Here is a 26,993-nt window from a genome sequence, read left to right as displayed (position 1 = left end):
ACGGAGGGACAGAGGTGGTTAGCTGAACGTTGGGAAAAACTGATAGTTTTATCGACGTAAGAAGCAGAAAAATTAGCTAAATTAACAGGATTTACTCTCAGACAATTTCAAGATAGATAGGCTTTTAGTGGCTTGGGAACAGGCTTTATCAATCTATTCATAATAAATATTGGCAGAAGATTAAAGATTAGTTATTATGACTAACTCTTCTGATTAGAAAAAGATAAACTTGAGAATCCTCGATCAAATTTATTGACTCAAAATCAGCTATACTTAATTTAAATGAATCAACCCTACCCTTGATAAGGGGGGTGCGGATCACTCCTTGATCCGTAGGGTTGATTCATGAATCAACCCTACCTAATGGGGGTATCTGACAGTTTTTAACAGCTATCCACTTATTATGAATAATGAAACATCTTCAATTACCGACCAAAATGAAAGAGAATACGAAGGTTTAATCGTGTCTCTAGAGGCAAATCAAGAGAGATTAAATATATTAATTTGTGTGTGTGATCAGGAAAAATTGCGAGAAGAAATCATTGATCGCTATAGCAAAGAATTAGAACCAGTAATCCCTTGTTATCGGATTGATTTAGATCAAAAAGAACCGAATTTAAGAGCAGCAATTGCTAGTTTAGTCTCCAGAAAACCAGAGTTATTACAAAGCAAAAATGCCGTGATCACAACCACAGGAGTGGAAAAATTACACTCGATCGAATGGCAACGGGAAAAATCGGAACTAGATAAATTTTTTGGTTATCTGCAATGGACAAGGGAAGGACTGCGAGAATTTCCCTATTCTATCGTTCTTTGGGTAACAAGCACAGTGGAGGTAAATTTACGCAAAAAGTCCCCCGATTTTTGGAGTTGGAGAAAAGGAGTTTTTCGCTTTATTTCTCCTCCAAGTAACTTTTTACCTTGTCAGGAATTTTTACCAATTTTACAATCTTTTGACGAAATTACTATAGATAAAGATATTCCTTTAATCTCTAAGGAAGACTTGTTAGAACTAATCGAGCAAATCGAGGTAAATAAAGGCAAAAAAGAGCCAAGACTAGCGAGTTTATATGCCAGTTTAGCTAAGATTTATAACCTTCGTTTATTAAATCTGCCATTGTCAGATTATCGTCAGGAACAACAGCTTGCGATCGAGTATTATCAAAAGGCGATCGATTTACAAAAAGAGTTAAATCTAGAACTTGATTTAGTTGCGAGTCTCGACTCATTAGCAGGTATTTACTATTTTCTAGGAGAATACCAAAAAGCGATCGAGTTTTATCAACAGTCCTTAGCAATCTTTCAGAAAAGCGGAGATCGCTGGAGAGAAGCAGATTCTTACAATAATTTAGGCAATGCTTATCATTCCCTAGGAGAATACCAAAAAGCGATCGAGTTTTATCAACAGTCCTTAGCAATCTTTCAGGAAATTGATGATATAAGGGGAGTAGCGTATTGTTACAATAATTTGGGCAATATTTACAATTACCTAGGAGAATACCAAAAAGCGATCGAGTTTCATCAACAGTCTTTAGCGATCAAACGGGAAATCTCTGATATAACAGGAGAAGCTTATTCCTATCTAGGTTTGGGGAATGTTTACGATTCCCTAGGAGAATACCAAAAAGCGATCGAGTTTTATCAAAAGTCCTTAGAAATCTTTCAGGAAATGGAGTATATCATAGGAGAACCAAAGACTCTGTTGAATCTGGGACTTACCTACTATAAACTCAAACGTATATCGGAAGCGAAAGAAGCAATTCTTCAAGCGCGGAAATTATTTCAAGCATTGGGGTTAGCAGGATATGTTCAATATTGTGATCAGGCAATTCGGCAATTATAAACCCGAAAATATCCCTTAATCGTTGCTTTCTTTCTGGGGGTGGTTAAGTTTCCTTTAGTTGTAAATGGGTTAGACATCCCTTATTTTTAACCTGAGTTTTACATCTGCTAATTTCCCCTCATAACTACCCTAAAGTGAGAAATTATAGTAATATTTCTAAGGATTACCAGAAAAGAAAGAGCGCCACGATGCCGTTCCGATCGCTCCTCCTAAAAGAATAATTAACGTCCAAACTTGATTTTTTTGGGTTCCTTCCACCTTTTCTAGTCTTCTATCCATCCCATCGACTTTCTCAGTTAGTTTTACTTGCCCTAACTCTAGCTTAGTTAGCCGTTCGTCGATCTTATCAAATTTCTGGTTAAAATCCTTCTGTAGGCTGTCAAATTTCTGGTTAACATCTTGTTGCAAGGTGTCGATTTTTTGGTTAACTTCCTTCTGTAGGCTGTCAAATTTCTGGTTAACATCCTGTTGCAAGGTGTCGATTTTTTGGGTGACATCTCTTTGTAGGGTATCGATTTTTTGGTTAACCTCCTTGATGCTGTCTTTGATTTCCTTGAGTACAGATTCAAGACTATAAGTAACGGTTTCGTTAGACATTTTGGTAACATACTTGGGAGTAATGATAGTACAATAATTTGATTTTAATCCTAAATCTGGTTATTAAAAACTGATTACCTATTGCCTAGTATTTAGTCTTATGGTAATAAGTAGCTGGTTATAATTAAATTAAAAATGGATTTTAGGTTCGATCCCCCCTTAATCCCCCCTTGATAAGGGGGGAGCTGACAACTTTTAACGCCTACCTACTTAAGTTAGGTTTTTTCCTTAGCCAAAATAAAGACGCTGCCTTCGCTGCCGCGGCCGATGCGGAGATCTTCATCGAGATAGGTGATATCGAGCCAACCTTTTTGTTCACGATTATTGAAGGAAAAATCGAGGGGAGGAAATTTTTTGCCACTTTCGATCGCTTCGATAAATTCTTGGGGAGAATGATAATTGAGAAAACGTTGCAGACCGAGGATCGAGCGCTCAAATTTGACCATAACCCGACGCTCGGAGGTGGGTTCAAAGGTAGCGGCGACGATCACTGCTCCTTCTAACCAAGGTACGCCCGTAATTTCAGCAATATTGTAGAGTTTGGCCTTGTTCAGGTCAAGATATTGATAAATTTGCCCCAATTGAAAAAAAGGTAGGCGATCTAGTCCCAGAATGTCGCGGCTGCTGGTGAATAGTAAACGCCAATTGCCCCCTAATAGTTGTTTAACTTCGAGGGGATGAGGATGGGGATTGTGGTCCTCCAATTGTTCGATCGCCGCTAAAATCCGCACGCGGTCGCTTTCCGTGGCCAGGAGTCCGCGATTTCTACCAGCTATCAATTCTAGTAATTTCGCTTTGGCATCCATAGAATCTCCCTCATTTTATAAAGTACCTCGACCCGCCAGGCACTCGATCGAGGTTTTTGGTGGCCCGAAGAGGGCTACCCGCGCCGATGATTTCATGGGTTCAACGGAGTTTTAACCTCGGTGAGCGGCATTTTTAACTGTTGGCCTCACTATTTTAACACGGATTAAATGCCTCGGTTTTAAAACTTTTTCATAACCGCAATTAAGTGATCAAAATAGGGAGTAATTGCGGTTTTTTCTGAGTCGCTAAAATAATCTAAACTGTATTGTTTTAAGGCTTCTAACCCCGAAATCATCGCCCCTAATGGTACTTGTAATTCTTGGTAAAGAAGACGCATATTTTCCAATCCCTCGGCGCTGGTGTAGGGAATCTGCTGTCCGGCGACACCGTAGGTAATACAACGTAAAAAGTTCCAGAAATCACGCCAACAAGCTTCGGCACGGTGGGGTGGATGAAGATCGCCTCCGGGTTGAAAAATGGTGGGAAATTGGTTTAATACAGTCTGACGAGCGTTATCGACGATGCTATTAGCATTATCCCGCAGTTTTCGAGCTTGCTGACTAGAAACCAGTAAATCAGGCTCTAAATTGACGATAGTATCTAAATCACTATCATCGAGATAGCGAGTTTGATCATCCGCTTGTTGCCAAACAGCGATCGCTGCTTGCTGATAGGGCCAATTAGCGAAACTGATGATTTTCGCTTTTGGGATTAATTGCTGGGCGCGCTCACTCAAAGGCATCGATCGCTCTCCGTCGGGTCAAATTAGGCGGTTAAGATCACTTTTAGCATAAATGATCGAAAAATTAGCGATAACTAGAGATTTTTTGCAATCTGCTTGGGAGGATCGCTTACAATAAACAAAAGCTAAGTCATTATATTTTGATCATCATGTCAGTTTTAATAGCGATCGGTGTACTTGCCCTATTAATTGTCGTTCACGAATTAGGTCATTTTGCCGCTGCTCGTTGGCAATCTATCCATGTTAGTCGCTTTTCCATCGGTTTTGGTCCAGCTTTAGCTAAATATCAAGGTAAAGAAACAGAATACGCCCTCCGCGCCATTCCTTTAGGGGGTTACGTTGGTTTTCCCGATGACGATCCCGATAGTCAAATTCCCAATAACGATCCTGATTTATTACGCAATCGTCCTGTTTTCGATCGAGCTATCGTCATTAGTGCCGGGGTAATTGCTAATTTAATTTTTGCCTATTTTTTGCTTGTTACCCAAGTCGCTACGGTGGGTTTTCCCCAAATTAACTATCAAGAAGGGGTAATTATTCCAGAGGTTTTCACCTCGGAAAATTCCGTCGCTAAACAAGCGGGAATACAAGCAGGGGATATCGTACTTGCTATCAATGATCAGCCCCTTGGTGCTTCTCAGAATGCCATTATTGACTTCCGTGACATTATTCAATCTTCCCCCGATCAACCCCTAAAATTAACCATCAAACGCCCCACAGAAACTCTCGATTTAATTGTTACTCCGGAATTGGGAAGTGATGGTCAGGGTAAAATTGGGGTGAGATTGGCTCCTAACGGTGAAGAAACTCGCCTGAAAGCCGATAGTTTTGGTCAAGCTTTTAGCTTGGGTGCGGGTGAATTTCAACGATTAACCCTATTAACCGTGCAAGGTTTTGGGCAGTTAGTTAGTAACTTTAAAGACAGTGTTCAACAGGTAGCAGGACCGGTTAAAATTGTCGAATATGGAGCAGCAATCGCTCGTAATGATGCGGGTAATCTTTTTCAATTTGCCGCCCTAATTAGTATTAACTTAGCGGTGATTAATATTCTGCCTTTACCTGCTCTTGATGGTGGTCAGTTGGTATTTTTATTAATCGAGGCTTTAGTAGGTAAACCTCTCCCAACTAAACTGCAAGATAACATCATGCAAACAGGTCTAGTTTTACTCTTAGGATTAGGAGTTTTCTTAATCGTGCGCGACACGGCTAACCTAGCAGTTTTTCAGGATTTATTCCAGTGATGGACTCTCGAAAAAAAACTAAGCTTCAACTGCGCGCCCTAGAGATTTTAAGCAACTTAAAGCAATTATATCCAGAGGCAACCTGTAGCTTAAATTATCAAACTCCTGTGCAGTTATTGGTGGCAGTTATTCTCTCGGCACAATGCACTGATGAGCGGGTAAATAAGGTGACTCCTGCTTTATTCGCTCGTTTTCCCGATGCTAAATCCTTAGCTTTTGCCGAGCGAGAGGAGTTAGAAACCCTGATTCGTTCCACGGGATTCTATCGCAATAAAGCTAAAAATATTCAGGGTGCTTGTCAAAAAATCCTCAAGGATTTTCAGGGGGAAGTACCCAAGACAATGGCGGAATTATTAACTTTACCCGGGGTAGCTAGAAAAACGGCTAATGTGGTACTTGCTCACGCTTACGCGATTATTGAGGGGGTGACAGTAGATACCCACGTTAAGCGCTTAAGTAATCGTTTGGGTTTAACTACTAATAACGATCCGGTGAAAATTGAACGGGATTTAATGGCTTTACTACCTCAACCGGATTGGGAAACTTTTTCTATTAGTATTATTTACCACGGCCGGGCGGTTTGTAAAGCAAGAAATCCCGCTTGTTTTTCCTGTCAATTAGCCCCTCTTTGTCCCACAGCAAACAGTAAACAGTAAACAGTAAACTCACACCTGATAACTGGTAACTGAATCACTGATAACTGATAACTGATAACTGATAACTGAATCACTGGTAACTGAATCACTGATAACTGATAACTGATAACTGATAACTGATAACTGATCTGGGGGCTATAATGGGAAAAAATAGCTCATCCATCAATCTTATGAGTCAAGGATCACGGCAAGAAATAAAAACCCAAGCAATAATCCTCGCTACCTTTGTGGCGATTTTTTGGCTGTTAGAGATTTTAGATCAATTTGTTTTTCGGGGCAGTTTAGACTATTTCGGGATTATTCCCCATCAAGTCATCGGATTGCGGGGTATTCTTTTCGCACCTTTCCTACACGGGGACTTTCCCCATCTTATTGCTAATACGGTTCCTTTTCTGATTCTCGGTTGGTTGGTGATGTTACAGGAAACCAGTGACTTTTTTATTGTGACTGGGTTAACTATGCTGGTAGGGGGGTTAGGAGTCTGGTTATTTGCTGCTCCCGGATCCATCCATATCGGGGCAAGTATCTTGATTTTTGGCTATTTAGGTTTTTTATTACTGCGGGGCTATTTCCAAAGAAATATTCCTTCTATACTCTTGTCAATTCTAGTCTTTTTACTCTACGGTGGCACAATTTGGGGCGTTTTGCCTTCCCGTCCGGGGATTTCTTGGCAAGGACATTTATTTGGCTTTCTAGGCGGGGTTTTAGCCGCCAAATTAATCGCCACCGAAAAGAAACATTATTCCTAAATGGGGGAACCTTCTATCTCGCTACATACTTCGTAAAAATCGGTGACAGGCGGTTTCGCAAATAGAGGAGCCATGGATTTCAGCAATAATTCATGGTCTTCGCTTTTATTTGCCTCCATATCATCGATTTTATCCCAGATGATTACGGCAATTCCTTCATCGGTTCCGGGTTTTTGCAACAGAAAAGCCCCCTGGAATCCCGTAGAATAGGTGGAAACGGCTTTTTCGTAGAGTTTTTGGGCTTCGGAAAAACACCCCGGTTTAAATTCACCAATAGCCACATAGGCATATTTATGTTTGAGAAAATCGAGAAATTCTGGCATGGCAATGAGGGGAAATGGAATAAATCTTTCTTTCTATTCTCATTAAAACTTAGATCGATCGCTCTCTCCGCCCCATCGACATATTTTTTTAACTAAGCTTGCCCCAATTGTCTCTTTTTTTTGTTAGCTTATATGTAGTCGTTATGAGTTCGTATAAATTCTATGATCAAAATCGTTGGTATTAATGGCAGTTTACGCCCGGGATCCTATAGTGCGATGGCGTTAGAAGTTGCTATCAGTCGAGTAGGGGCGTTAGGAATAGAAACGGAGATAATTGACCTGAGAAAACTCTCTTTACCCTTCTGTAACGGGGGAGATGACTATTCTGACTATCCCGATGTGGCCAAAATGCAGCAAACGGTTAAATCGGCAGCGGGATTAATTTTGGCGACACCGGAATATCATGGCAGTGTCAGTGGTGTGATGAAGAATGCCTTAGATTTAATGAGTTTTGAGGAGTTATCGGGAAAGGTTGCCGGGTTAATCAGTGTTTTAGGCGGCCAATCCAATAGTAACGCCCTCAATGATTTAAGAATCATTCTCCGTTGGGTTCATGCTTGGGTAATTCCCGAACAAATTAGCTTAGGACAAGCGTGGAAAGTCTTCAACGAAGAAGGAAAAATCCTTGACGAGAAGCTTTCCCAACGTTTTGACGCTTTTGCTGAAAGTTTAGTCGATAATACGCGTAAACTCAAAGGGATCTAGTAATATCGATGGTGATTTTACCGGTGAAATGGGGAATTGGGGCGGCGGGTTTCGATAATTGTACTCTTACCTGTCGCACTCGATCGAGTTGTAGAATATCCTCAGCGATGACTGTGGCCAATTTTTCCACTAGGGCAAATTTGCCGGTTTCAATCTGGTGTTTGACAATTTCGATCGCCTGTCGATAATCTAGGGTATCTTCAATTGCGTCACTTTTGCCAGCAATGCTGATATCAACTTCGAGGGATAAATCTACCTCAAACCATTGACCTAAAACCTGTTCTTCAGCCAGATATCCTGTGTAACCGTAGGCACGAATTCCTGTAACGTGAATAGTATCCATAGATAGTTAAATTAAAAAACTGGTAGCGTTGGTCACAAATTGACGAGAAACTCTATAAGTAAAAAGCAATCTCGGAGTCTCGGAGTCTCGGAGTCTCCTCAAGCATTTTTACATTTTTGCAAAGGAATGTTAAGTTTTAGGGTATTGAATGAGTAACCTTGATAGCCATGGCTCCTAAAATAGCAGGGATTATCTGTACCCACAACCGCGATCACTACCTAGAAGGAGCGATCGATAGTCTTTTGGCGCAAACCTGCCCAGATTGTGAGATTTTAGTGGTTGATAACGCATCTACCGATAAAACCCGTCAAGTGGCCGAGTCGCGTCTGAGAGATGGGCGGCTAAAATATGTTTACGAACCTATTTTAGGGCTATCTACCGCCAGAAATCGCGGAGCGAAGGAAACTAGAGCGCCGATTTTAGCTTATTTGGATGACGATGCGATCGCTAGTCCTCAATGGTTGCAAATTCTGTTAAATGCCTACGAAAATAACGAAAAACTGGCAGTAGCAGGGGGAAAAGTCACTCTTATTTGGCCGCAAGGCTATAGTCAACCCAATTGGTTATCCGATCAGTTAGCAGGGGGTTTAGGGGCTTTCGATTTGGGCGACAATGTGGTATATATCAGCCAAGCGAATTTAACTCCGCGAGGGGTTAATTACTCAATTCGGCGAGATTTCTTGGGGAAGATTGGCGGTTTTGACCCTAATTTGGGAAGAATTGGCAAAAAACTTCTCTCTAACGAAGAATTATACACTACAGAACTGGCACTGGCCCAGGGATGGCAAGTGGGCTATTTTCCTGCAGCATTGGTGGAACACAATGTGGCCCCAGAAAGAATCAATCGTCAATGGTTTATGAGTCGCAGTTGGTGGCAAGGCATCAGCGAACACTACCGGGAAGAAGTGGCAGGAAGGACGGGATTGGCTCAATTTGGGCGAGGAGGTGAGCGTTTGGTGAGAGGATTGGTTAAATCTGTCAAATTTATCAATGATCCCGCTAAAAGCTTTGATAATCTTCTCTATGCCTACGGACAAATCGGTTATTTAAGCGAGGCCGCCAAGGCGATGTTAAACCCGCAAAAGTAAATTATTGTAAATAAATGAGTAAAAAAGCGTTAATTTGTGGTATATCGGGGCAGGATGGAGCCTACCTAGCCGAATTACTGTTAAAAGCAGGCTATACGGTTTCTGGCACCTCCCGGGATGCTCAGATGTCCTCTTTTAGTAACCTGAAACGTTTGGGAATCAAGGAACAGGTAAAACTAGAATCAATGTCACTGAATGACTTTCGCAGTGTCCTACAGGTGTTAATTAAAATTCAGCCGGATGAGGTCTATAATTTGGCTGGACAAAGTTCTGTGGGTTTATCTTTTGAGCAGCCAGTGGAAACCTTAGAAAGTATTGCCACTGGAACCTTAAATCTCTTAGAAGCAATTCGATTTACCAGAGCAAAAATTAAATTATATAATGCCGGATCGAGTGAATGTTTCGGGGATATCGGCGATAATTCTGCCGACGAAAATACCCCTTTTCGTCCTCGCAGTCCCTACGCTGTGGCCAAATCGGCGGCTTTTTGGGAAGTGGCTAATTATCGAGAAGCCTACGGAATTTTTGCCTGTTCAGGCATACTTTTTAATCATGAATCTCCCCTGCGTCCCGAGCGCTTTGTTACCCAAAAAATTATCGCTGCCGTGGCTAGAATTGCTTGGGGAAGTACCGAGACTTTACACTTAGGAAATATGGATATTCAAAGGGATTGGGGTTGGGCGCCAGAGTACGTTGAAGCGATGTATTTAATGCTGCAACAGGAGCAACCCGATGATTACGTCATTGCCACGGGAGAAAGTTCAAAACTGGAGGATTTTGTCGCCACAGCTTTTGCTACTGTTGGTTTAAATTGGCAAGATCATGTAATTTCCGATCGAAGTTTATTAAGACCAACAGATTTAGCCATTAGTCGCGGTAATCCCCTCAAAGCTAAGGAAAAATTAGGTTGGCAAGCACGATACAAAATGACCGATATTGTCCGCATGATGGTGGAAAATCGTTTAGAGAAATAGCTATGAATATCTTAATGATTAGTTCCACCTTTCCCTATCCATCTCGCAAAGGAGGAACTCAGGGCAGAACTTTTAATTTACTCAAGTATCTAGGCAAAAATCATGATATTACTGTCATCGTTCAGTCTAATGCTGATGTTAGGGATGAGGAGGTAGATAAGTTAGGTAAATTTGTTAGTGAATTGGTAGTTTTTACCCGTCCTCGATATGCCAAAACTGGAATAATTGCTAAACTCCAAAGATTAGCTCAATTGCTGTAACAAGAGATGCAAAACTGGATAGATAGGGCAGTTAAGAGTCAAAAATTCTCAGTAATTACCAGTGAACATAGTGTTAATGAAATTTATATTCGTCCCCAAGGACAAATTACTTACCCCGATACTACTTTAACTCTAGTCGGTGGTAATCCATCCCTAGAAGTGCAAGAATTAACTAAGTTAAAAGGAGTAATTGTAACGAGACAAGTACCATTAATGACCACCTATCTTTATCAGGCAACTGTGGTGGTTATTCCCCTAAGAACAGGTTTTGGAATGAATTTCAAAACCCTAGAGTTCATGGCTTCTGGGGTGCCAGTGGTAGCCAGGGATCGAGGTTTAGAAAGATTAACAGTGGCAGTAAATAATGTTCCTTTAGCAGCCTTAATGGCTAATAGTATTGAGCAATATTGTACGGCGATTAGCAGTCTTTTTAAATCGGCAGAGTTGCGAGAAAAATTATCTAGAAATGCTCGCAAATTAATCGAATATAACTATACTTGGCAGCAAGCAGCAGGTAAGTACGAACAAGTTTTGACTGCTGACATTTGTTAGGTAATTTCTCTAGTTTTTTGTCAATTAATATGCTATCAAATCAAATACCAGTGAGAATATCTGTTGTTGCCCCTCTGTATAACGAACAAGAAAATATCGACGCTCTCTTTCGGCGACTTTTAGCGGTTTTAGAGGCACTAAATACCAGTTATGAGGTCATTTGCGTTAATGATGGTAGTCGTGACAATACTCTCAAAAATCTCGTGGAATATCATCAACTTTACCCACAAATTAAAGTGGTTAATTTATCGCGTAATTTTGGTAAAGATACCGCCATGTCAGCAGGAATTGATTATAGTCAAGGAATGGCAGTTATTCCTATTGATGCTGATTTACAAGATCCGCCAGAATTAATTGCCGAAATGATCGAAAAATGGCACGAGGGTTATGATGTGGTTTATGCTTCCCGTCTGGTTAGAATTGGCGAAAGTTGGTTTAAACGTTTCAGCGCAGAAGGTTTCTATCAAGTCATAAATAAATTAAGTCGGGTTTCTATTCCTCCTAATACTGGAGATTTCCGTTTAATTGATCGCCGAGTGGTAGAATCAATTAAAAAGATGCCCGAACGTCAAAGATTTATGAAAGGAATATTTGCTTGGGTGGGATATAAACAGACATCAATTTTATTTGATCGAGAACCCCGGTATCAAGGACAAACTAAATGGAATTACTGGAAATTATGGAATTTTGCCATTGATGGTATTACTTCTTTTAGTTTTTTACCTCTGAAAGTCTGGACTTATGTAGGATTGATCATTGCACTTGTTAGTCTTGTTTATGCTAGTTTTTTAATCCTCAGAACTATTATCTTCGGAATCGATGTACCCGGATACGCTTCTCTGATGGTTGCTGTCTTATTTTTAGGAGGAATTCAATTACTCACCCTTGGTATTATTGGCGAATATATTGGCAGGGTTTATGAGGAAGTAAAGGGTAGGCCACTTTATCTGGTTCGAGATTGTTATGGTTTTGAAAATAGGGAACAACTTAGTGATAAAATAACTTAAAATTAAGATACTGACAAGAGGAGAATTAAATCTATGAATACCGAAGTTTTTCAGCAATTTTTTGCCTATTGTGTCGGTAGTTGGCAAACGGAAAGAACCTATCATTATCTAGCTGCTCAAGAAGTGGAACGTTCCCGCACTGAATTTCTCATCCAACCCCTCACCAGGGAGATTAAACAGAAAGTTCTGAGAGATAATAACTATGCTGATATTGCGGATTTAGAAACTATCCCGGGGTTTAATTTAGGTTTCTATACCATCTCGGAAAAAGGGGAAGAAGTGCGACAAAATCTTAATCTTTTATTTGTGGTTAAAACAGAAAATAACGGTTATTTAGAAGGGGATTATCTTCGCGATCGCGCCTACGAAGAAGCAAGACCAATTATCTCCGCTTTTCGCTTTGATTCCACCACCAGAGAGTTATTAATGACCACCAATTATACTCGCAGTGTTTCCGTGGATTCAATTACTTTAATCAATCCAGACCTGCGAATTCGCAAAATTATTAACTATCAACGTCCCCAGGAGGGGGAACCCTTGGAAAAAGTTCTCTTGGTCGGTTTTGGAGTTGAGTGTAAAGTCAGTTAAAAAAATATTTCTTCTCCCCCCCCTTGATTCTCCAGTCAAGGGGAGATTTTATCATGGAGAAACGATAGGATTAAGGAGCAAAAATAATGCTCAAAATCGGTCAACTTTCCCTAGAAAGTGGTGTTTCGGTTAAAACAATCCGTTATTACGAGGAATTAGGACTAATTCAGTCCCCTGAGAGGACAGAGGGACAATTTCGCCTATTTACTCCCGATACTGTCCATCGCTTGCTATTTGTCAAGAGATTGCAATCCTTGGGTTTAAGTCTGCAAGAGATCCGCGAATGTTTAGTAATTCATGATCAGGGCGAGTTACCCTGTGGAGATATTCAGGAAAAATTAATTAAACATATTGCTGAGATCGATAAACAAGTGGAACAATTGCTTTTATTGCGTCAACAATTAACCGAAACCCTGCAAGGATGGACGGATACACCAGCAAAAGACGATCAATTTATTTGCCCTAATCTCAAGGTTTAACTATCATGAAAAAGTTAATTTTATTGGTAACTGTAGCACTGATTTCTACTCCTGTCATTGCTCAACATTTACATCTTGATTCACCTCAAACTCAGAATTTACAAGCAATTTCTGACAATATACCAGCTTGGATGTATAACAAGCAACGTAATCATATTTATCCCCAAAGAGGGGTTTATAATAATGCAATTTATAATGTCAGAGATTTAGCTTTAGACTTAAATGCGATCGCTGTTGGTCATGCCTTTGCTTACGAAGATATCGTAACGGGAAAAGCGAAAGATTTAGAAACTAAGACATACCAAAAAATTAATTGGGTTTTAAAAAATCCGCCTAAATTTATGCCCGACGAGGGTAATATTTCCCCAACTTTTGGCAGAAAATACGGTGTTTTAGAACAGGTTTTCGAGTGGGCGCATATTTTCCATGCTCAAACCGTTGATGTTTTAGCCAGCAGCAAATTAACCAACGAGGAAAAAGAAGCAGAAATTGAAAAATTATATCAATTTTACTTGACAAAAGTTCCCTATGCTATTACTGGATTACCGATGAATATGGGTTATCTGGATTCCCAACCCTATTCTAAAGCTTTTCGCCAGAAATATCCGAAAGTTAATGGCTTATTTTGGGGCTACCATTGGCTACAAGGAACCATGTATGACTTGCTTTATGAGAAAACTTTAGAGGAACAAAAACAGGCTTATAAACAGGTGGGTAAACAATACCATAGTCAGGAATTGTATCGCACTGATCGAGCTTTTATGCCCATGTTTGCCGAACTTAGTCCCAAGTTTGCCCGACGTTTTCCCGCAATATCTAACACCTTCGATAACCTGCATATGTTACACGATATGGTTAATGATATTCTGGCATCAGATTGGCTAACTCCCCAACAAAAAGACGAACAAATTACCCGCGCTATTTGGTTAGTAATGGCTGCTAATCATCGGGAAATGGAAGCAGGAAAAAATTATGGTGGTGAAGGACTACATGATCATCGTTTTGAGTCAGGAATTCCGGGTATGGGATTAATGCCAGCAGATATTTCTCACGAAGGTCATAATCACGAAAATCCTGATAATTCTGAGAAAAAACCTGATGATTCTCAAGTAGATGAGGGAGGAGATCACCAACACCATAACCACGAAAATCACTCCCCAGAAAACCCTCCTAATACGGAGAAAAAACCTGACCACAGCAATGCTCAAGAGGAACCGACAAAATGAGAAGATTTTTATTGATTGCCGTGGGTTTAGTTGCCAGTTTTACTAATCCAGTTTTTGCCAACGATCATAATAATCTGGATTCTGGTCGTCCCCTTTCTTTTGATGATGCTGAAAGTATGGGTTTTGGGGAACAATCGATAGAATTTGGTACTGGGTTAGTCTTTCCTGAAAACAGCAATGTCGGTGGTGAATTTGATCTTGAATACCTCAATGGTATTATTCGTAATGGTCATATTATTATCGGTATTGATCCACAAGTGGGAGGACGAGTTAATAGTGATGACACGGATTTTGATGTGGGGAATTTATCCGTAGGTTTTTTCTATAATTTCAATCGCGAATACGATAATGTTCCTGCTTTTGCTATTCGTACCGATGTGGGATTACCGACGGGAAATAATGCTAGTGGATTAGATTTTCGTCTGCGGGGAATTGCCAGTAAAACTCTCGGTCAATTCGATCGCTTGCATCTTAATCTCGATTTAAACATAAAAACTGACCCCGATAATGGCGATCGATCTTTTTTACCCGCTGCAATTCTCGGTTATTCGCGACCGATTGGTTATCCGAAACGCTTCGATCAAACTTTTCTAGCAGAATTGGGCGTAATTACCAGCGATAATAGTAATGGTGGAGTTTTAATTCGCACTGGAATGGGAATTCGTCAGCAAATTAATCGTCAAGGTGTGATCGATTTCGGTATCGAGGGAGATATTGCCACTAATAGCCATGATCAAAGTCAATTAAAGCTAAAAATTGGTTATTCTTTCAGATTTTAGCCTAGCAAACTGAAGATTAATCTTCAGGTTAGAAAATCTGATTATTTATTCCCGCTTTTGCCTCTTCTCATAAGTAGCCTATACTCAACGAATTTAGTATAAAAAAGGAATAGAGCCTTAAACTCTACTCCTCAATCAAAAATTGCAGTTAATTTCTAACCCTATACTACCACAGAAGTCAAAGCTTCTTTGAGGATAGCGGCTTTATCGGTCTTTTCCCAGGGTAAATCGAGATCATTGCGACCAAAATGACCATAAGCGGCCACATCTTGGTAAAAACGCTCGCCTCTTTCACTGGGTAAACCGCGCAGGTTAAAGGTTTGGATAATACCGGCCGGACGGAGTTCAAAGTATTTATTGATTAAGTCCAGAATCACATCATCAGCGACTTTGCCAGTGCCAAAGGTTTCCACGAAGAGACTCACCGGACGAGCTACCCCAATCGCATAACCCACTTGAATCTCGCACTTATCGGCCAAACCAGCAGCGACGATATTTTTGGCCACATAACGGCAAGCATAGGCCGCAGAGCGATCGACTTTGGTAGGATCCTTACCGGAGAAAGCACCGCCACCGTGACGAGAATAGCCACCGTAGGTATCGACGATAATTTTCCGTCCCGTTAATCCCGCGTCGCCTTGGGGTCCACCAATGACGAATTTTCCGGTGGGATTAACCAGATAACGGGTGTTGGCATCGGGTTTAATCTCTAAATCGCTGAAAACTGGCTCTACTACCGCTTTCCAGAGATCACTTTTAATCTTTTGTTGGACGAGATCATTATCGGTGATATCGCCGATAGTAGCATCGTGTTGGGTAGAAACAAGGATAGTATCGATACCCACGGGACGACCATTTTCATAAATGACCGATACTTGCGTTTTACCGTCGGGACGCAGATAGGACAGTTCACCGGTTTTTCTGACTGCCGCTAGACGGCGAGCGATGCGGTGGGCTAAACTAATCGGTAAGGGCATAAATTCGGGGGTTTCATTGCAAGCGAAACCGAAGACAATACCCTGGTCTCCCGCACCAATTTTATCGAGTTCATCATTGCTGAGAAGTTCGCGATTTTCCTGAGCAGCCGTGACCCCCTGGGAAATATCGGGAGATTGTTCGTCTAGAGCGACTAAAACGGTGCAACTATTCGAGGAAAATCCGTTATCGGCGTTGATATAGCCAATTTCAGCGATTTTCTTGCGAACTAAATCGACGAAATGAACCTGTGCTTTCGAGGTGATTTCACCAGTAATCAAGACTAACCCTGTATTGACAACCACTTCAGCCGCTACACGGCTGTGGTCATCTTGGGATAACAGAGCATCGAGAATGGTATCAGAAATCTGGTCACAAATTTTATCGGGATGTCCCTCTGTAACCGATTCGGAGGTGAACAAATAACGTTTAGACAAGTGATGTCCCTCACATGGTAGTACATTTGAACGCAAAAAGATTCCAAGAAATCTTTGATAATACAGTGTAACAGGGAATTTGTAGAGATCAAGTATTTTCAATAAGAAACCGCCCGAACATTGTCCGGACGGAGTGTGGTGTGAGGAGTGAACGGAAACTTTCGTCTCCGCTAATTCCATTGTAGAGGACAACTTAGAATCTTGAACGACTTGAAACAAACTGGCCCAAAAAATTTTTATCTCTCGAAGGGGTTGACTAATGAGCGATACCTGTCTCGATGATGTAGCCTGAGTAATAGAGGTCGCAGAGCTATATGCCAAGATTATGACAGTCACAGCCGATTATTTAGAACAACTCAATCCTTCTCAGCGCATTGCTGTGGAGCATTTTTGCGGCCCCTTGTTGGTGGTTGCTGGAGCAGGATCGGGAAAAACTAGCGCTTTAACCTATCGTATCGCCCATTTGATCCGTCATCATGGGGTCGATCCGGAAAATATTCTCGCGGTCACTTTTACCAATAAGGCGGCCCGGGAAATGAAAACGAGAATTGAAAAAACTTTTGCTCAACAAAAAGCACAGGAAAAATACGGTCAAAGATTAGAACTTTTGGAAGAATACGAACAGAAAAAACTCTTTTCTCAAGTTTATCGGAATTATACTAAAAAACTCTGGATTGGAACTTTTCACAGTCTTTGCGGTCGAATTTTGCGCTATGACATTAATAAATATCAGGATGAATATGGTCATAGTTGGCAAAGGAATTTCTCAATTATGGACGAATCTGATGCCCAAAGTTTGGTAAAAAATATCGTCACTAAACAAATGAATTTAGACGATAAAAAATTTGACGCTCGCAATCTACGTTATGCGATTAGTAATGCCAAAAATTTAGGTTTAACACCCACAGATTACGCCAGAGAAAACCCTCATTTTCGGGGAAAGGTCATTTCTGAAGTTTATCAGGCTTATCAGATGCAATTGGCACAAAATAACGCCCTAGATTTTGATGATTTGATACTGGTTCCAGTCCGTCTTTTTCAGCAAAATGAATCTATTCTCGGTTATTGGCACACGCAATTTAAGCATATTTTAGTCGATGAATACCAGGATACTAACCGGATTCAGTACGAGTTAATTAGGCTTTTGTCCACCAATGGTGAAACGAAAAAAAGTGAGTGGAATTGGACGGATCGATCGATTTTTGTGGTGGGTGATGCCGACCAATCTATCTATAGTTTTCGGATGGCGGATTTTACTATTCTGCTCAATTTTCAAGCGGACTTTGGCGATGGTTTACCCGATGATGATACTCGCACGATGGTGAAATTACAGGAAAACTATCGTTCACGGGAGAATATTCTACAAGCGGCTAATAAATTAATTGAAAAGAATAGTCAAAGAATCGATAAAGTCCTTGTTCCCACTAGAGAAGGGGGCGAGATTATCTATGTTTTTAAAGCCAGGGATGAACAGGAAGAAGCGGCTTTTGTTATCGATAAAATTCGAGAATTTACCCAAGAAAATCCCGAATTAAATTGGGGTAGTTTTGCCATTCTCTACCGAATTAATGCCCAATCTCGTCCCTTTGAAGATGGGTTAATTCGCAATAATATTCCCTATAATATTGTCGGGGGATTTAAATTTTATGATCGACAGGAGATTAAAGATGCGATCGCTTATTTACGAGTGATTGCCAATCCTGCTGATACCGTTAGTTTACTGAGAATTATTAACACTCCCCGACGCGGTATCGGTAAAACCACAATCGATAATTTGCTCAAAGCTGCCCAAGAATTAGGAGTACCTTTATGGGAAATTATCAGCGATGAAACTTCCGTTAATACTCTCGCCGGTCGTGCGACTAAAAGCATCAATAAATTAGCTAAAATTATCCAAAACCTGCAAGAAAAAATCACCGATTTATCCGCTAGTGAAATCCTAGATAAAATCATGGAAGATTCGGGATATATTGATGAATTAAAACAGCAGGGAACCGAGGAAGCTGATACCCGGATCGAGAATATTCAAGAATTGTATAGCGCTGTGGTACAATTCCAAGAGGAAAACGAAGAAACCAATCTCCAGGAATTTCTCGCTAGTGCTAGTTTAGCCTCGGATTTAGATAATCTTCAGGAAGGTCAAGAAAAAGTCTCGTTAATGACCCTTCATTCGGCCAAAGGTTTAGAGTTTCCTGTCGTCTTTTTAGTCGGTTTAGAACAGGGCATTTTTCCCCATAATCGTAGTTTAAACGATCCCATTGCCCTTGAGGAAGAACGCCGTTTGTGTTATGTGGGGGTGACTCGGGCCAAGGAACAATTATTTTTAACCTACGCAAAAGAAAGATACGTCTGGGGGAATAAAGAGATGAAGGTAGCTTCCCAATTTTTGCAGGAATTGCCCCCAGAATTGCTCACAAGCAACCTGAAACCGAAAAAGACCCCAAAAGTGGTTCCTATGGAAAAAACTGTCTCTGATCAAAGAAAATGGCAGGTAGGCGATCGAGTGTTACACTCTACTTTTGGAGAAGGAGAAGTGACCCATATCCTCGGTACGGGCAAAAAAATGAGTCTAGCGGTCAAATTTTCGGGTTTAGGTCAGAAAATCATCGATCCTCGCACCGCACCCATGCAACTTATCCAGGAATAGGTAATCATCTGTAGGGTGGGTTAGGCGAAAAATAAGTTATAATCTCACTAAAAATTGAGTATTCGCCGTAACCCACTGGCTTTTTACTACCTATTTCCTCACTGATAACTGATTACTGTTCACTGATAACTGACATCCCCCCGATTCCTCAACTCCGATCGCTACCTGCTGTTAGAATAGAGAATTGCGGTCAGACTGACGATAAAATTGAGAAGCTAAATCCTTGATTCTTAATAGTTGTTGAGAAACTTTCCGCCTACTATCGCAATTATCCGATAATATGGGCAACAGCGAGTTAGTCTATTCAGTCTGTTAAAATTGACCCCCGTTGGTCGTATTCGCGCACTGTCTAACCTTTATGATGAGGATCAGTTAATATGGAATCAATGCAACCCACCGAAACACAAAATCCGATTAGAACAGATTTACCCGGGTCTCTGAGCAAACCCAGCAGCAGCACCGAACAGATTTGGTCTGAATATGTAGAACCAGTGTGGGATTCGGTAATGTCATATCTGGCTAATGTCCCCGATTATATCGGTAGTTTCTTCTCTGGATACAAAAAACCTTTAATCGTTCTGGGGGCAATTTTAGCGAGTTTTGTCACCGTGAAAGTTACCCTAGCGGTTTTAGATGCGATCGATGATATTCCCCTCCTTGCTCCTATCCTACAATTAGTTGGGATCGTTTACACTGGTTGGTTTGTCTGGCGCTATCTGCTCAAAGATGAAAATCGTCGCGAGTTATTAGCCGAAATTGATGCACTAAAAGCGCAAGTTTTTGGCAGTCACAATAACACTTTATCTTAAATGTCGGGGTGAAGACCCTCGGTTTTACCGACGGGATGAAACCCCGACCAGTATAGAAACAGCGAAGCACAACTAAAACTCTGCTGTTTTAAGATAATTTGTGCTAAAGTGAAAGCAAGCGGAAAGTCAGATGTGTAGTCGTGGCACGCGAACTGACCGTTGTAAAAAGGCTAGTGTCACCAACTCAAAAAGGTTGACCCAATACCTCACTGCCCTCTAACAAAAAATATGGGATATGTGGGAGATAAAATAATCAAATAGGGTAGGGCATACCCGAATTTAAGCTTGGGGAGTAGTCCACAAGAGTGCTTGCCTTATAGGTGTAGTCGGACTAGACATGAAAATGTAAGACCAAAATTAGCATTGCTAGTAGAGGCAAGATTCAGCCCAAGAATCCCTCGGTTTTACCGATGGGAGTGTCAAAGAATCAAGCATAGATAACCAAGGAGTTGAGCGGAAACACTCAACTCTTTTGTTTTTGCACAAGAGCTTATACTATAGCGTTTTTCAGTCTAGTGAGGTACAAAAGTTATGGGTTTTAGGCAAAAGGCAAGAGGCAAAAAGCAATAGGGAGAATAAATAATCAGTTTTTAATAGCCCGATTTAGTATTAGCCACTTTCTCAGGAAATTCAGTTACTTTTGCTTTGATCTATTGATTATTAGTCGAAATATCCACCAACGCTGGGGGCAGTGGGTTTTTCTTTGTTATAAGAGAGAGGAAACGGCAACGATTATCAGCCTACAATAGTACTAGGCGATCGAATGTTCCCCAAAATTCAGATGAGTCAATTAAAATCAATTTCTGGGAAAAGGTTTGCCAAAATTGGAGAACCTCATTGAAAATTCAAGGTAGCCATCACATTTACTGTATTACTCGTTAAGACTGTCTATGAACCATCGTCAACAATTAATTCAAGAACTCGAACAAGCACCTGATGATCTAATAGAAACCGTGTTAGATTTTTTACATCGAGTTCAGGCAACAGGCAACAATCATCCTCTGGCCAAGTTTTCAGACATTTTAAGCGATTCAGAGGCACAAGAACTACAACAAGCCATTAAAACAGAATGTCGTCAGTTGGTAAGGATTGCATCACCTACAAAAACAGCCTACAATATTTAGACTAAATCCAGTTATTGAAGACTGATTATTTACACAACCCCGTAGAAATGTTAGATTTTAGGAGTGGTAATAATTATCTATCCATCCCTCCCATTGATCGATCTAGGAGATAAGCAATGAAAATGAAAGTTATCGTTCACGAGGCGGAGGAAGGTGGCTTCTGGGGGGAAGTCCCGGCGCTCCCCGGCTGTGCCACCCAAGCAGAAACTTTCGAGGAACTACTAGAGAATTTACACGAGGCGATCGAAGGTTGTCTATCCATAGATGTGGAATCCTTGCCGACCGATCCGAAAACTCGTATTCTAGAAATAGCGATATGAAATCGATTTCTGGGAAAAAGTTCGCCAAAATTTTAGAGCGTCACGGATGGGAATTATTGAGAATTCAAGGTAGCCATCACATTTACTGTCAGCCAGATAATCCCACCCGTATCTCTGTGCCGATTCACGGAAACCAGGATTTAAAAATCGGATTACTCAAGCATTTTTTGAAACAAGCGGGACTTTCTGAAGAAGATATTTGATCAATGCGATCGTTGTAATTCCGTCACTCCCGAAAGATCGCAGAATTACCAATAACGATTATCAGCCTACAATACCACTAGGCGATCGAATATTCCCCGAAATTCAGATGAGTCAATCCCCCGTCACCAATTCCCTAGAAATTATCCTGACAAATATCACGGAAAAATTAGACTCTTTACAGAAAGATTTCACCGATCTAAAAGTAGATATGGCCGAGGTGAAAACCGAACTCAAGATTATTGATAGGCGATTAGAAAAAGTAGAGGGAACACAGGACGCTTTAATTCAGGATGTATCGGACCTTAAGGGAGCAAAATCGTTGATTATTCCCGTGGTAGTGGCAGTATTAACCAGTATTCTGACTCTGCTGGTGCGATCGATCCCAAATCCTTAAAGGATTTTTCTGGGAACGGCGATCGATTTTTGCCGGTGTATTTTCGTTTTCCCTTCAATCCGCCGGAGGGAGAAGGATCGGCTCGAAAACCGTCACATCCTCTTGATTTAACCTTTGAGCTAGATCAGCTTCTTCCAATCTTTCTAGAAAGGGCAAAATATCACTAAATGCCCGAAAACCTAAACTTTCAAGCTCATCGATGGTGATCGAATCGTCGGAGATATTACCTTTGCGTTGCAAAAGCAGACGAATTCTTTCCTCTTTGGCGTTTAAGGCCGCTTGTTGTCGGAAATCCTGTTCGGCTGCTTTTAATCCTTTTTCGAGAACTTCCATCGTGATCGTTTTAACCTGAAGATCGGCCGCAGTGGAGAGTACAATATTCCCCAAGCGGTTGAACAAACGGGGTTTGCCGAGAGAAACCTCACAAAAACGTCTTGCCGCATCTGGTAAAAAGGGAAGTACACACCTGTCATCTTTCGGATCTGTACAATCGTTGTTAATTCTGGCACTTTTGAGATAGTTAATTAACATCTGGTATGTGGTATCGGCATCTAGTTCTTCTAGTGGCAAATGCAAGTCAAATAAACCGCGTTCACTGGTTAATAAATCTCCCGTCATCCCGATGGGGTGGGCCGTCAGCATAAACCAAGCCCGACCTTTTAACATTCCCTGCGCGTCGTGCATCATTTGCCGTACCACACTAGGATTTTGTTTATCTAGATCATCGATCGCGATCAGAATCCCCTGCGGATATATTTTTTGCGCCCGCTCTAACAATGTATCGAAGCTCACAGTCGGATATTGAAATTTCGTAATCGGTAAATCTTTCTCGGTAAGTTTACCCGTAAGGATTGCATTAGCCCCCACTTCCGCCCCGCGTTCTTTTAACACTTTGGCGGTGGGAATTCCCATCTGATGGAGTTGACGCTGCGCCCAATCGTCATTTGGCATCGCTCTAGCGAGGGCGATCAGTGCTGTAGTGGCGATATCTAAACCTGCGGGTAGAGATATATAGGTAGTCAACATTTGCGGACGATTGCGGCGCATAACCGACAATACTTCCAGTAAAAAAGCACTTTTGCCGATTCCTAAACGACCGGAAACCAGAATCCGACGACGCTCGCGACTTTGGAACAGATTAAACACCCGTCCCAATTCTTTTTGTCGCCCGGTAAAAACACGATCGAGGGTATCGCTGTTTAAATCGATCGGGCTTTCGGTAAAGGGGATTTCCTTCAGTCCTAACCGTTGGATATTGTCAAAGGATTGCTTAAAAAGATCATCGGCACTTGTCATAAATATACCTCGCTGGTTTGTCGTTCGATCGCCCGTCGAGAAGCTTGATAGATAATGTCTATCTCCTCCACTTTATCGGGATCGGTCTGTGGTAGTTGTTGGTAGATTGCTTTCGCTCGATCGAGTTCCTCCATTCCTTTCTCTAGATGTCCTTGGGATACGAAAACATTCCCCAATCCAGTGCGACTTTTAGCGATTCCGGGTAAATCCTGTAAATATTCGTACCAACGCAGGGCATCGCGATAGTAGAGACGGGCTTTCTCTCGATCGGACAGAACTTCGTAGGCGCGGCCGGTGTGGTAGAGCGCGTTCGCATGGGCTAGGCGATCGTCACTGGTACTAAGTTGATTGACGCTATTTAACAACAGTTGTAACCCTTGCTGCCATTCGCCATCCCGCACCAGACGACTACCGAGAATGGTTTGGGTAGTGGGCAGCGCTTTCCAGATATCTTTTCGATCGTAATGTTCGGGACTAATCAGATCTAGGGCGGTTTTATAAGCTACTAAAGCCTGTCGGAGATCGTCGAAATTTTTGTCGCGATCGTACCTTTGAGAAAGAGCTATTCCTAATCGATACTGAAAGTCAATAAAATCTTGACAACCTGCGGGGGAGACTTCTAGAGCTTCTTGAAGTAGAGCGATCGCAGTATCGAGATCGCCGGGGTTATCCCGTTGCATCAAAGCTTCTGCCAAATCCCCTTGATTCCCCGCCCATGGCACGGGAAACGCGGCACGAGTAGAGATTTGAGCGGCTTGATTGTAGAGATCGATCGCCCGTTCTAAATTGTCCTTCCGCTCTCCTAAAACTCGCTCGCAATAGGCATTGGCCAAATTATGCTGACTCATCGCCCAATTTTCGGGGAAATTCTCGCGGGTATAGACTTCTAACGCTTGCCCGTACAGTTCGATCGCTTTCTCTAGATTTTCAGACCGATCGCCCAGTATTCGATCACTGTAAGCGCTGGCGAGGTTATTGAGGGTTCCCGCCCAATCTACGGGGAAATTCTTGCGGGTATAGATTTCTAAAGCTTGCCCGTACAGTTCGATCGCTTTCTCCAGATTATCAGCCCGATCACCCCGAATTCGATCGCTGTAAGCGCTGGCGAGGTTATTGAGGGTCATCGCCCAATCTACGGGGAAATTCTTGCGGGTATAGATTTCTAAAGCTTGCCCGTACAGTTCGATCGCTTTCTCCAGATTATCAGCCCGATCACCCCGAATTCGATCGCTGTAAGCGAGAGCGAGGTTATTGAGGGTTCCCGCCCAATCTACGGGGGAATTCTCGCGGGTGTAAATTTTTAGGCTGAGATTATGAGCGGTAATACTTAATTCTAAATTTGTTGCTCGATCGCCTAACGGAAACTTGTCAATGGTGACAGCAAAATTCTCGAAAAGGCTGGCTATTATTTCTCGCTCGTCTATTGATTTATCGGCGATTAAGCTTGTGAAGACTAAAGGTAAAGCGTCTAAAAGTAAATCATCTAATTTATTAATATTTGCTTTTAAAAATTGCTGTAGCTTCGTTTCATCTTTGGAATTTTTTCGATAAAAATCCCCAAAAGCAAGGAGAAAATCCTTAAATTTTCTCGTGGGAGTTGGCGACTGACCGAATCCTTTCGCTTTTTTCGACATCGTGGTATAAGTTAAGTAGCTGGTTATAATTAAATTAAAAATGGATTTTAGGTTCGATCCCCCCTGCCCCCCTTGATAAGGGGGGTGCCGATAGGCGGGGGGGATCCCCCCTGCCCCCCTTGATAAGGGGGGTGTCTGACAACTTTTAACGCCTACCTACTTAACAATCCAGATTTGTTCCGCATGGCGGGCTGTAAATCGGGATACCCGATCGAGCTATCAATATTTTACCGCAAGGAAAAAGCGCCGGGGATAAAATTGTACTTTCCTTAACCCGAAGTGATGTTTTTTCATTAAAAAAAACTCGATCGCATTTAAGCGCTCGAGTCAAGAAAAAACAGACTAATTAGGGCTTGCTGAATAAAGGTGAAATGTAGGCAAGGTAAGGGTTTTGTGGCTTTTCTCGCGAAACAGGTGCAAGATTTTGAGAGAATCGTGCTTCAAAACCTTGCGTCTTCATCGGCCCGCGTCCTGTAGGGGCGAAGCATTCGGATAAAAAATCTACGGTTTCACCGATAGGTTATTGCCCGAATGCTTCGCCCGTACTTTTTCAGCAAACCCTAATTATTAATAGTCGAAGTCACCACCGCCGGCGGGAGGAGCGGATTTTTCTTTTTCCGGTTTATCCACCACAATACACTCGGTAGTTAAAACCATACCAGCGATCGAAGCGGCATTTTGTAGGGCAGAACGAGTCACTTTCGCAGGGTCAACGATACCCGCCTCAAACATATCGGAGAACTCACCGGTAGCGGCATTATAACCGACATTAAAGGGCTTTTCTTTCACCCGTTCGGCAATAACTGCACCGTTTTGGCCGGCATTTTCAGCGATCCGTTTTAAGGGGGCAGCAATGGCGCGAGAAACGATTAAAGCACCGGTTAATTCTTCATGGTGTAGGGTTTCTTTAGCCCAGGTTTCCAATTGGGGAGCCAAGTGAGCTAAAGTAGTACCACCCCCGGGGACGATACCTTCTTCTACGGCTGCTTTAGTGGCGTTAATTGCGTCTTCTAAGCGCAATTTGCGGTCTTTCATTTCCGTTTCCGTAGCGGCACCGACTTTAATCACTGCCACACCCCCGGCTAATTTAGCCAGACGTTCTTGCAGTTTTTCTTTATCGTAGGAAGAATCGGTTTCCTCGATTTGACGGCGAATTTGCTCACAACGGGTTTTCACTGCCACGTCGTTTCCTTCGGCCACGATGGTGGTGGTATCTTTGTTCATGGTGATACGACGGGCCGTACCTAAGCTGTCAATTTTAGTGGTTTCCAGTTTTAAACCCGCATCTTCGCTGATTACTTGACCACCAGTTAAGACGGCGATATCTTCTAACATCGCTTTTCTGCGATCGCCAAATCCGGGAGCTTTCACCGCAGTGACGTTAAGAACACCGCGCAGACGGTTAACCACTAGGGTTGCCAAAGCTTCTTTTTCGATGTCTTCGGCGATAATTACTAGGGGTTTACCTTGACGGGCCACTTGTTCGAGAATGGGAACCAAATCCTGTACTAAACCGATTTTTTTGTCGGTAATCAGAATAGCGGGATCCTCAAAAACGCATTCCATGCGTTCGGTGTCGGTGACAAAGTAGGGAGAGATATAACCTTTGTCAAAACGCATCCCTTCGGTGATTTCTAGTTCGGTGGTCATCGATTTCCCTTCTTCTAGGGAAATTACGCCTTCTTTGCCGACTTTATCCATGGCCGAGGCGATCATTTGACCGACTTCATCATCGTTACCGGCAGAGATAGCGCCCACTTGTGCGATCGCCTTAGAATCTTCTACGGGTTTCGCGTGTTTGGCGATTTGACTGACGAGGAAATCGGCAGCTTTATCGATCCCTTTTTTCAGAGAAATCGGGTTAGCACCGGCGGCGACGTTGCGTAAACCTTCTTTAACGATAGCATGAGCGAGAACGGTGGCGGTAGTAGTACCATCACCGGCTACATCGTTGGTTTTTGAGGCGGCTTGGCGAATTAAAGCCACACCGGTGTTCTCGATATGGTCTTCCAGTTCGATTTCTTTAGCGATGGTGATGCCATCATTGACGATTTGGGGTGCGCCAAATTTCTTTTCGAGGACGACGTTACGACCTTTGGGGCCAAGGGTGACGGCTACCGCTTCGGCCAGAAGATCCATGCCTTTTTCTAAGGCGCGACGGGCATCTTCGTTGTAGATAATAGATTTAGCCATA

Annotated in this window: 27 protein-coding genes and 1 pseudogene; 19 read left to right on the top strand and 9 right to left on the bottom strand. The window is 42.1% G+C overall.

What is annotated here, in order from left to right; all coding sequences use genetic code 11:
• Nucleotides 1-403 precede the first annotated feature (403 nt).
• Nucleotides 404-1,843, top strand: a complete 1,440-nt coding sequence (locus H6G40_RS08430; protein ID WP_002735820.1) for a tetratricopeptide repeat protein — start codon at nucleotides 404-406, stop codon at nucleotides 1,841-1,843.
• 156 nt (nucleotides 1,844-1,999) lie between these two features.
• Here the strand turns inward: H6G40_RS08430 and H6G40_RS08425 are convergent, their stop codons facing one another.
• The 3 genes from H6G40_RS08425 to H6G40_RS08415 form a co-directional block, all read right to left on the bottom strand.
• Entirely contained in the window at nucleotides 2,000-2,440 is a 441-nt protein-coding gene (locus H6G40_RS08425; protein ID WP_002737589.1) for a repeated sequence found in lipoLPP family protein, read from the bottom strand.
• Nucleotides 2,441-2,655: 215 nt separating this feature from the next.
• Entirely contained in the window at nucleotides 2,656-3,246 is a 591-nt protein-coding gene (locus H6G40_RS08420) for a PAP/fibrillin family protein (RefSeq protein ID WP_002736482.1), read from the bottom strand.
• A gap of 179 nt (nucleotides 3,247-3,425) precedes the next feature.
• Nucleotides 3,426-3,989 carry a globin family protein gene (locus H6G40_RS08415; RefSeq protein WP_002737222.1) on the bottom strand — a complete coding sequence of 188 codons (564 nt, stop codon included), beginning with the start codon at nucleotides 3,987-3,989 and terminating at the stop codon, nucleotides 3,426-3,428.
• Nucleotides 3,990-4,138: 149 nt separating this feature from the next.
• Here H6G40_RS08415 and rseP point away from each other — a divergent pair, with 149 nt between their 5' ends.
• The 3 genes from rseP (at nucleotide 4,139) to H6G40_RS08400 (ending at nucleotide 6,635) form a co-directional block, all read left to right on the top strand.
• Nucleotides 4,139-5,230, top strand: coding sequence for an RIP metalloprotease RseP (gene rseP, locus H6G40_RS08410; protein ID WP_002736295.1), 1,092 nt, complete (start codon nucleotides 4,139-4,141; stop codon nucleotides 5,228-5,230).
• Nucleotides 5,230-5,886, top strand: a complete 657-nt coding sequence (gene nth, locus H6G40_RS08405; protein WP_002736342.1) for an endonuclease III — start codon at nucleotides 5,230-5,232, stop codon at nucleotides 5,884-5,886. The genes rseP and nth overlap by 1 nt, the downstream gene beginning before the upstream one ends.
• Before the next feature lie 140 nt (nucleotides 5,887-6,026).
• The gene (locus H6G40_RS08400) at nucleotides 6,027-6,635 is read left to right on the top strand and encodes a rhomboid family intramembrane serine protease (protein WP_042790652.1); all 609 of its coding nucleotides are present in this window, start codon (nucleotides 6,027-6,029) and stop codon (nucleotides 6,633-6,635) included.
• Here H6G40_RS08400 and H6G40_RS08395 read toward each other — a convergent pair.
• Entirely contained in the window at nucleotides 6,632-6,958 is a 327-nt protein-coding gene (locus H6G40_RS08395) for a hypothetical protein (RefSeq protein ID WP_002735315.1), read from the bottom strand. The genes H6G40_RS08400 and H6G40_RS08395 overlap by 4 nt on opposite strands.
• A 162-nt stretch (nucleotides 6,959-7,120) precedes the next feature.
• Here H6G40_RS08395 and H6G40_RS08390 point away from each other — a divergent pair, with 162 nt between their 5' ends.
• Nucleotides 7,121-7,663: an NADPH-dependent FMN reductase gene (locus H6G40_RS08390; protein ID WP_002735738.1), complete on the top strand. Its 543-nt coding sequence runs from the start codon at nucleotides 7,121-7,123 to the stop codon at nucleotides 7,661-7,663.
• Here the strand turns inward: H6G40_RS08390 and folB are convergent.
• Nucleotides 7,650-8,006 carry a dihydroneopterin aldolase gene (gene folB / locus H6G40_RS08385; protein WP_002735328.1) on the bottom strand — a complete coding sequence of 119 codons (357 nt, stop codon included), beginning with the start codon at nucleotides 8,004-8,006 and terminating at the stop codon, nucleotides 7,650-7,652. The genes H6G40_RS08390 and folB overlap by 14 nt on opposite strands.
• Nucleotides 8,007-8,173: 167 nt before the next feature.
• On the opposite strand from folB, the gene H6G40_RS08380 reads away from it, so the two are divergent.
• From H6G40_RS08380 to H6G40_RS08345, 8 genes and pseudogenes are all read left to right on the top strand, one after another.
• Nucleotides 8,174-9,094 (top strand): glycosyltransferase family 2 protein, encoded by a 921-nt coding sequence (locus H6G40_RS08380; RefSeq protein ID WP_069474018.1) that lies wholly within the window; start codon nucleotides 8,174-8,176, stop codon nucleotides 9,092-9,094.
• Between the two features lie 14 nt (nucleotides 9,095-9,108).
• Nucleotides 9,109-10,068 carry a GDP-mannose 4,6-dehydratase gene (locus tag H6G40_RS08375; protein WP_069474019.1) on the top strand — a complete coding sequence of 320 codons (960 nt, stop codon included), beginning with the start codon at nucleotides 9,109-9,111 and terminating at the stop codon, nucleotides 10,066-10,068.
• A 2-nt stretch (nucleotides 10,069-10,070) separates the two neighbouring features.
• Nucleotides 10,071-10,880 (top strand): annotated as a pseudogene (locus H6G40_RS08370) (glycosyltransferase).
• 29 nt (nucleotides 10,881-10,909) lie between these two features.
• A complete protein-coding gene (locus tag H6G40_RS08365) occupies nucleotides 10,910-11,887 on the top strand; it encodes a glycosyltransferase family 2 protein (protein WP_069474020.1) in 978 nt (325 codons plus the stop codon).
• 33 nt (nucleotides 11,888-11,920) lie between these two features.
• Nucleotides 11,921-12,475, top strand: coding sequence for a phycobiliprotein lyase (locus H6G40_RS08360; RefSeq protein ID WP_069474021.1), 555 nt, complete (start codon nucleotides 11,921-11,923; stop codon nucleotides 12,473-12,475).
• Nucleotides 12,476-12,561: 86 nt separating this feature from the next.
• On the top strand, nucleotides 12,562-12,954 hold the full coding sequence (locus tag H6G40_RS08355) for a heavy metal-responsive transcriptional regulator (RefSeq protein WP_002737834.1): 393 nt from the start codon (nucleotides 12,562-12,564) through the stop codon (nucleotides 12,952-12,954).
• Between the two features lie 5 nt (nucleotides 12,955-12,959).
• Complete coding sequence (locus H6G40_RS08350) at nucleotides 12,960-14,180, top strand: hypothetical protein (protein WP_004160032.1); 1,221 nt, start codon at nucleotides 12,960-12,962, stop codon at nucleotides 14,178-14,180.
• A complete protein-coding gene (locus tag H6G40_RS08345) occupies nucleotides 14,177-14,959 on the top strand; it encodes a hypothetical protein (protein ID WP_002738026.1) in 783 nt (260 codons plus the stop codon). Before H6G40_RS08350 ends, H6G40_RS08345 begins: the two co-directional genes overlap by 4 nt.
• Before the next feature lie 161 nt (nucleotides 14,960-15,120).
• On the opposite strand, the gene metK is transcribed toward H6G40_RS08345, so the two are convergent.
• The gene (gene metK, locus H6G40_RS08340; protein WP_002736829.1) at nucleotides 15,121-16,371 is read right to left on the bottom strand and encodes a methionine adenosyltransferase; all 1,251 of its coding nucleotides are present in this window, start codon (nucleotides 16,369-16,371) and stop codon (nucleotides 15,121-15,123) included.
• Between the two features lie 325 nt (nucleotides 16,372-16,696).
• On the opposite strand from metK, the gene pcrA reads away from it, so the two are divergent.
• The 6 genes from pcrA to H6G40_RS08310 all read left to right on the top strand — a co-directional run bounded on the left by pcrA (nucleotide 16,697) and on the right by H6G40_RS08310 (nucleotide 21,869).
• Nucleotides 16,697-19,018 (top strand): DNA helicase PcrA, encoded by a 2,322-nt coding sequence (gene pcrA / locus H6G40_RS08335; RefSeq protein WP_123231149.1) that lies wholly within the window; start codon nucleotides 16,697-16,699, stop codon nucleotides 19,016-19,018.
• Between the two features lie 377 nt (nucleotides 19,019-19,395).
• On the top strand, nucleotides 19,396-19,827 hold the full coding sequence (locus H6G40_RS08330) for a CAAD domain-containing protein (RefSeq protein ID WP_002755759.1): 432 nt from the start codon (nucleotides 19,396-19,398) through the stop codon (nucleotides 19,825-19,827).
• Nucleotides 19,828-20,717: 890 nt separating this feature from the next.
• The gene (locus tag H6G40_RS08325) at nucleotides 20,718-20,951 is read left to right on the top strand and encodes a hypothetical protein (protein ID WP_002755760.1); all 234 of its coding nucleotides are present in this window, start codon (nucleotides 20,718-20,720) and stop codon (nucleotides 20,949-20,951) included.
• Nucleotides 20,952-21,067: 116 nt separating this feature from the next.
• Complete coding sequence (locus tag H6G40_RS08320) at nucleotides 21,068-21,271, top strand: type II toxin-antitoxin system HicB family antitoxin (RefSeq protein ID WP_002737783.1); 204 nt, start codon at nucleotides 21,068-21,070, stop codon at nucleotides 21,269-21,271.
• A complete protein-coding gene (locus H6G40_RS08315) occupies nucleotides 21,268-21,474 on the top strand; it encodes a type II toxin-antitoxin system HicA family toxin (RefSeq protein WP_002737289.1) in 207 nt (68 codons plus the stop codon). Before H6G40_RS08320 ends, H6G40_RS08315 begins: the two co-directional genes overlap by 4 nt.
• A gap of 107 nt (nucleotides 21,475-21,581) precedes the next feature.
• Nucleotides 21,582-21,869 carry a hypothetical protein gene (locus H6G40_RS08310; RefSeq protein ID WP_002736002.1) on the top strand — a complete coding sequence of 96 codons (288 nt, stop codon included), beginning with the start codon at nucleotides 21,582-21,584 and terminating at the stop codon, nucleotides 21,867-21,869.
• Between the two features lie 54 nt (nucleotides 21,870-21,923).
• On the opposite strand, the gene H6G40_RS08305 is transcribed toward H6G40_RS08310, so the two are convergent.
• The 3 genes from H6G40_RS08305 to groL form a co-directional block, all read right to left on the bottom strand.
• Nucleotides 21,924-23,165 carry a P-loop NTPase family protein gene (locus H6G40_RS08305; RefSeq protein WP_069474022.1) on the bottom strand — a complete coding sequence of 414 codons (1,242 nt, stop codon included), beginning with the start codon at nucleotides 23,163-23,165 and terminating at the stop codon, nucleotides 21,924-21,926.
• Nucleotides 23,162-24,799 (bottom strand): tetratricopeptide repeat protein, encoded by a 1,638-nt coding sequence (locus H6G40_RS08300; RefSeq protein WP_069474023.1) that lies wholly within the window; start codon nucleotides 24,797-24,799, stop codon nucleotides 23,162-23,164. Before H6G40_RS08300 ends, H6G40_RS08305 begins: the two co-directional genes overlap by 4 nt.
• A 567-nt stretch (nucleotides 24,800-25,366) precedes the next feature.
• On the bottom strand, nucleotides 25,367-26,992 hold the full coding sequence (groL, locus tag H6G40_RS08295) for a chaperonin GroEL (protein ID WP_002804201.1): 1,626 nt from the start codon (nucleotides 26,990-26,992) through the stop codon (nucleotides 25,367-25,369).
• Nucleotide 26,993 lies beyond the last annotated feature (1 nt).

The sequence above is a fragment of the Microcystis viridis FACHB-1342 genome (genome assembly GCF_014698335.1).
Taxonomy (GTDB): domain Bacteria; phylum Cyanobacteriota; class Cyanobacteriia; order Cyanobacteriales; family Microcystaceae; genus Microcystis; species Microcystis ichthyoblabe_A.
Note: the sequence above shows the minus strand (reverse complement) of the source record. Positions and strands in the feature narration are given on the sequence as shown.

Bases quoted from the DNA above. Each gene is read 5' to 3' on its own strand.
- H6G40_RS08430 (WP_002735820.1), top strand. From the start codon at position 404: ATGAATAATGAAACATCTTCAATTACCGACCAAAATGAAAGAGAATAC.
- H6G40_RS08425 (WP_002737589.1), bottom strand. From the start codon at position 2,440: ATGTCTAACGAAACCGTTACTTATAGTCTTGAATCTGTACTCAAGGAA.
- H6G40_RS08420 (WP_002736482.1), bottom strand. From the start codon at position 3,246: ATGGATGCCAAAGCGAAATTACTAGAATTGATAGCTGGTAGAAATCGC.
- H6G40_RS08415 (WP_002737222.1), bottom strand. From the start codon at position 3,989: ATGCCTTTGAGTGAGCGCGCCCAGCAATTAATCCCAAAAGCGAAAATC.
- rseP (WP_002736295.1), top strand. From the start codon at position 4,139: ATGTCAGTTTTAATAGCGATCGGTGTACTTGCCCTATTAATTGTCGTT.
- nth (WP_002736342.1), top strand. From the start codon at position 5,230: ATGGACTCTCGAAAAAAAACTAAGCTTCAACTGCGCGCCCTAGAGATT.
- H6G40_RS08400 (WP_042790652.1), top strand. From the start codon at position 6,027: ATGGGAAAAAATAGCTCATCCATCAATCTTATGAGTCAAGGATCACGG.
- H6G40_RS08395 (WP_002735315.1), bottom strand. From the start codon at position 6,958: ATGCCAGAATTTCTCGATTTTCTCAAACATAAATATGCCTATGTGGCT.
- H6G40_RS08390 (WP_002735738.1), top strand. From the start codon at position 7,121: ATGATCAAAATCGTTGGTATTAATGGCAGTTTACGCCCGGGATCCTAT.
- folB (WP_002735328.1), bottom strand. From the start codon at position 8,006: ATGGATACTATTCACGTTACAGGAATTCGTGCCTACGGTTACACAGGA.
- H6G40_RS08380 (WP_069474018.1), top strand. From the start codon at position 8,174: ATGGCTCCTAAAATAGCAGGGATTATCTGTACCCACAACCGCGATCAC.
- H6G40_RS08375 (WP_069474019.1), top strand. From the start codon at position 9,109: ATGAGTAAAAAAGCGTTAATTTGTGGTATATCGGGGCAGGATGGAGCC.
- H6G40_RS08365 (WP_069474020.1), top strand. From the start codon at position 10,910: ATGCTATCAAATCAAATACCAGTGAGAATATCTGTTGTTGCCCCTCTG.
- H6G40_RS08360 (WP_069474021.1), top strand. From the start codon at position 11,921: ATGAATACCGAAGTTTTTCAGCAATTTTTTGCCTATTGTGTCGGTAGT.
- H6G40_RS08355 (WP_002737834.1), top strand. From the start codon at position 12,562: ATGCTCAAAATCGGTCAACTTTCCCTAGAAAGTGGTGTTTCGGTTAAA.
- H6G40_RS08350 (WP_004160032.1), top strand. From the start codon at position 12,960: ATGAAAAAGTTAATTTTATTGGTAACTGTAGCACTGATTTCTACTCCT.
- H6G40_RS08345 (WP_002738026.1), top strand. From the start codon at position 14,177: ATGAGAAGATTTTTATTGATTGCCGTGGGTTTAGTTGCCAGTTTTACT.
- pcrA (WP_123231149.1), top strand. From the start codon at position 16,697: ATGACAGTCACAGCCGATTATTTAGAACAACTCAATCCTTCTCAGCGC.
- H6G40_RS08330 (WP_002755759.1), top strand. From the start codon at position 19,396: ATGGAATCAATGCAACCCACCGAAACACAAAATCCGATTAGAACAGAT.
- H6G40_RS08325 (WP_002755760.1), top strand. From the start codon at position 20,718: ATGAACCATCGTCAACAATTAATTCAAGAACTCGAACAAGCACCTGAT.
- H6G40_RS08320 (WP_002737783.1), top strand. From the start codon at position 21,068: ATGAAAATGAAAGTTATCGTTCACGAGGCGGAGGAAGGTGGCTTCTGG.
- H6G40_RS08315 (WP_002737289.1), top strand. From the start codon at position 21,268: ATGAAATCGATTTCTGGGAAAAAGTTCGCCAAAATTTTAGAGCGTCAC.
- H6G40_RS08310 (WP_002736002.1), top strand. From the start codon at position 21,582: ATGAGTCAATCCCCCGTCACCAATTCCCTAGAAATTATCCTGACAAAT.
- H6G40_RS08305 (WP_069474022.1), bottom strand. From the start codon at position 23,165: ATGACAAGTGCCGATGATCTTTTTAAGCAATCCTTTGACAATATCCAA.
- H6G40_RS08300 (WP_069474023.1), bottom strand. From the start codon at position 24,799: ATGTCGAAAAAAGCGAAAGGATTCGGTCAGTCGCCAACTCCCACGAGA.
- groL (WP_002804201.1), bottom strand. From the start codon at position 26,992: ATGGCTAAATCTATTATCTACAACGAAGATGCCCGTCGCGCCTTAGAA.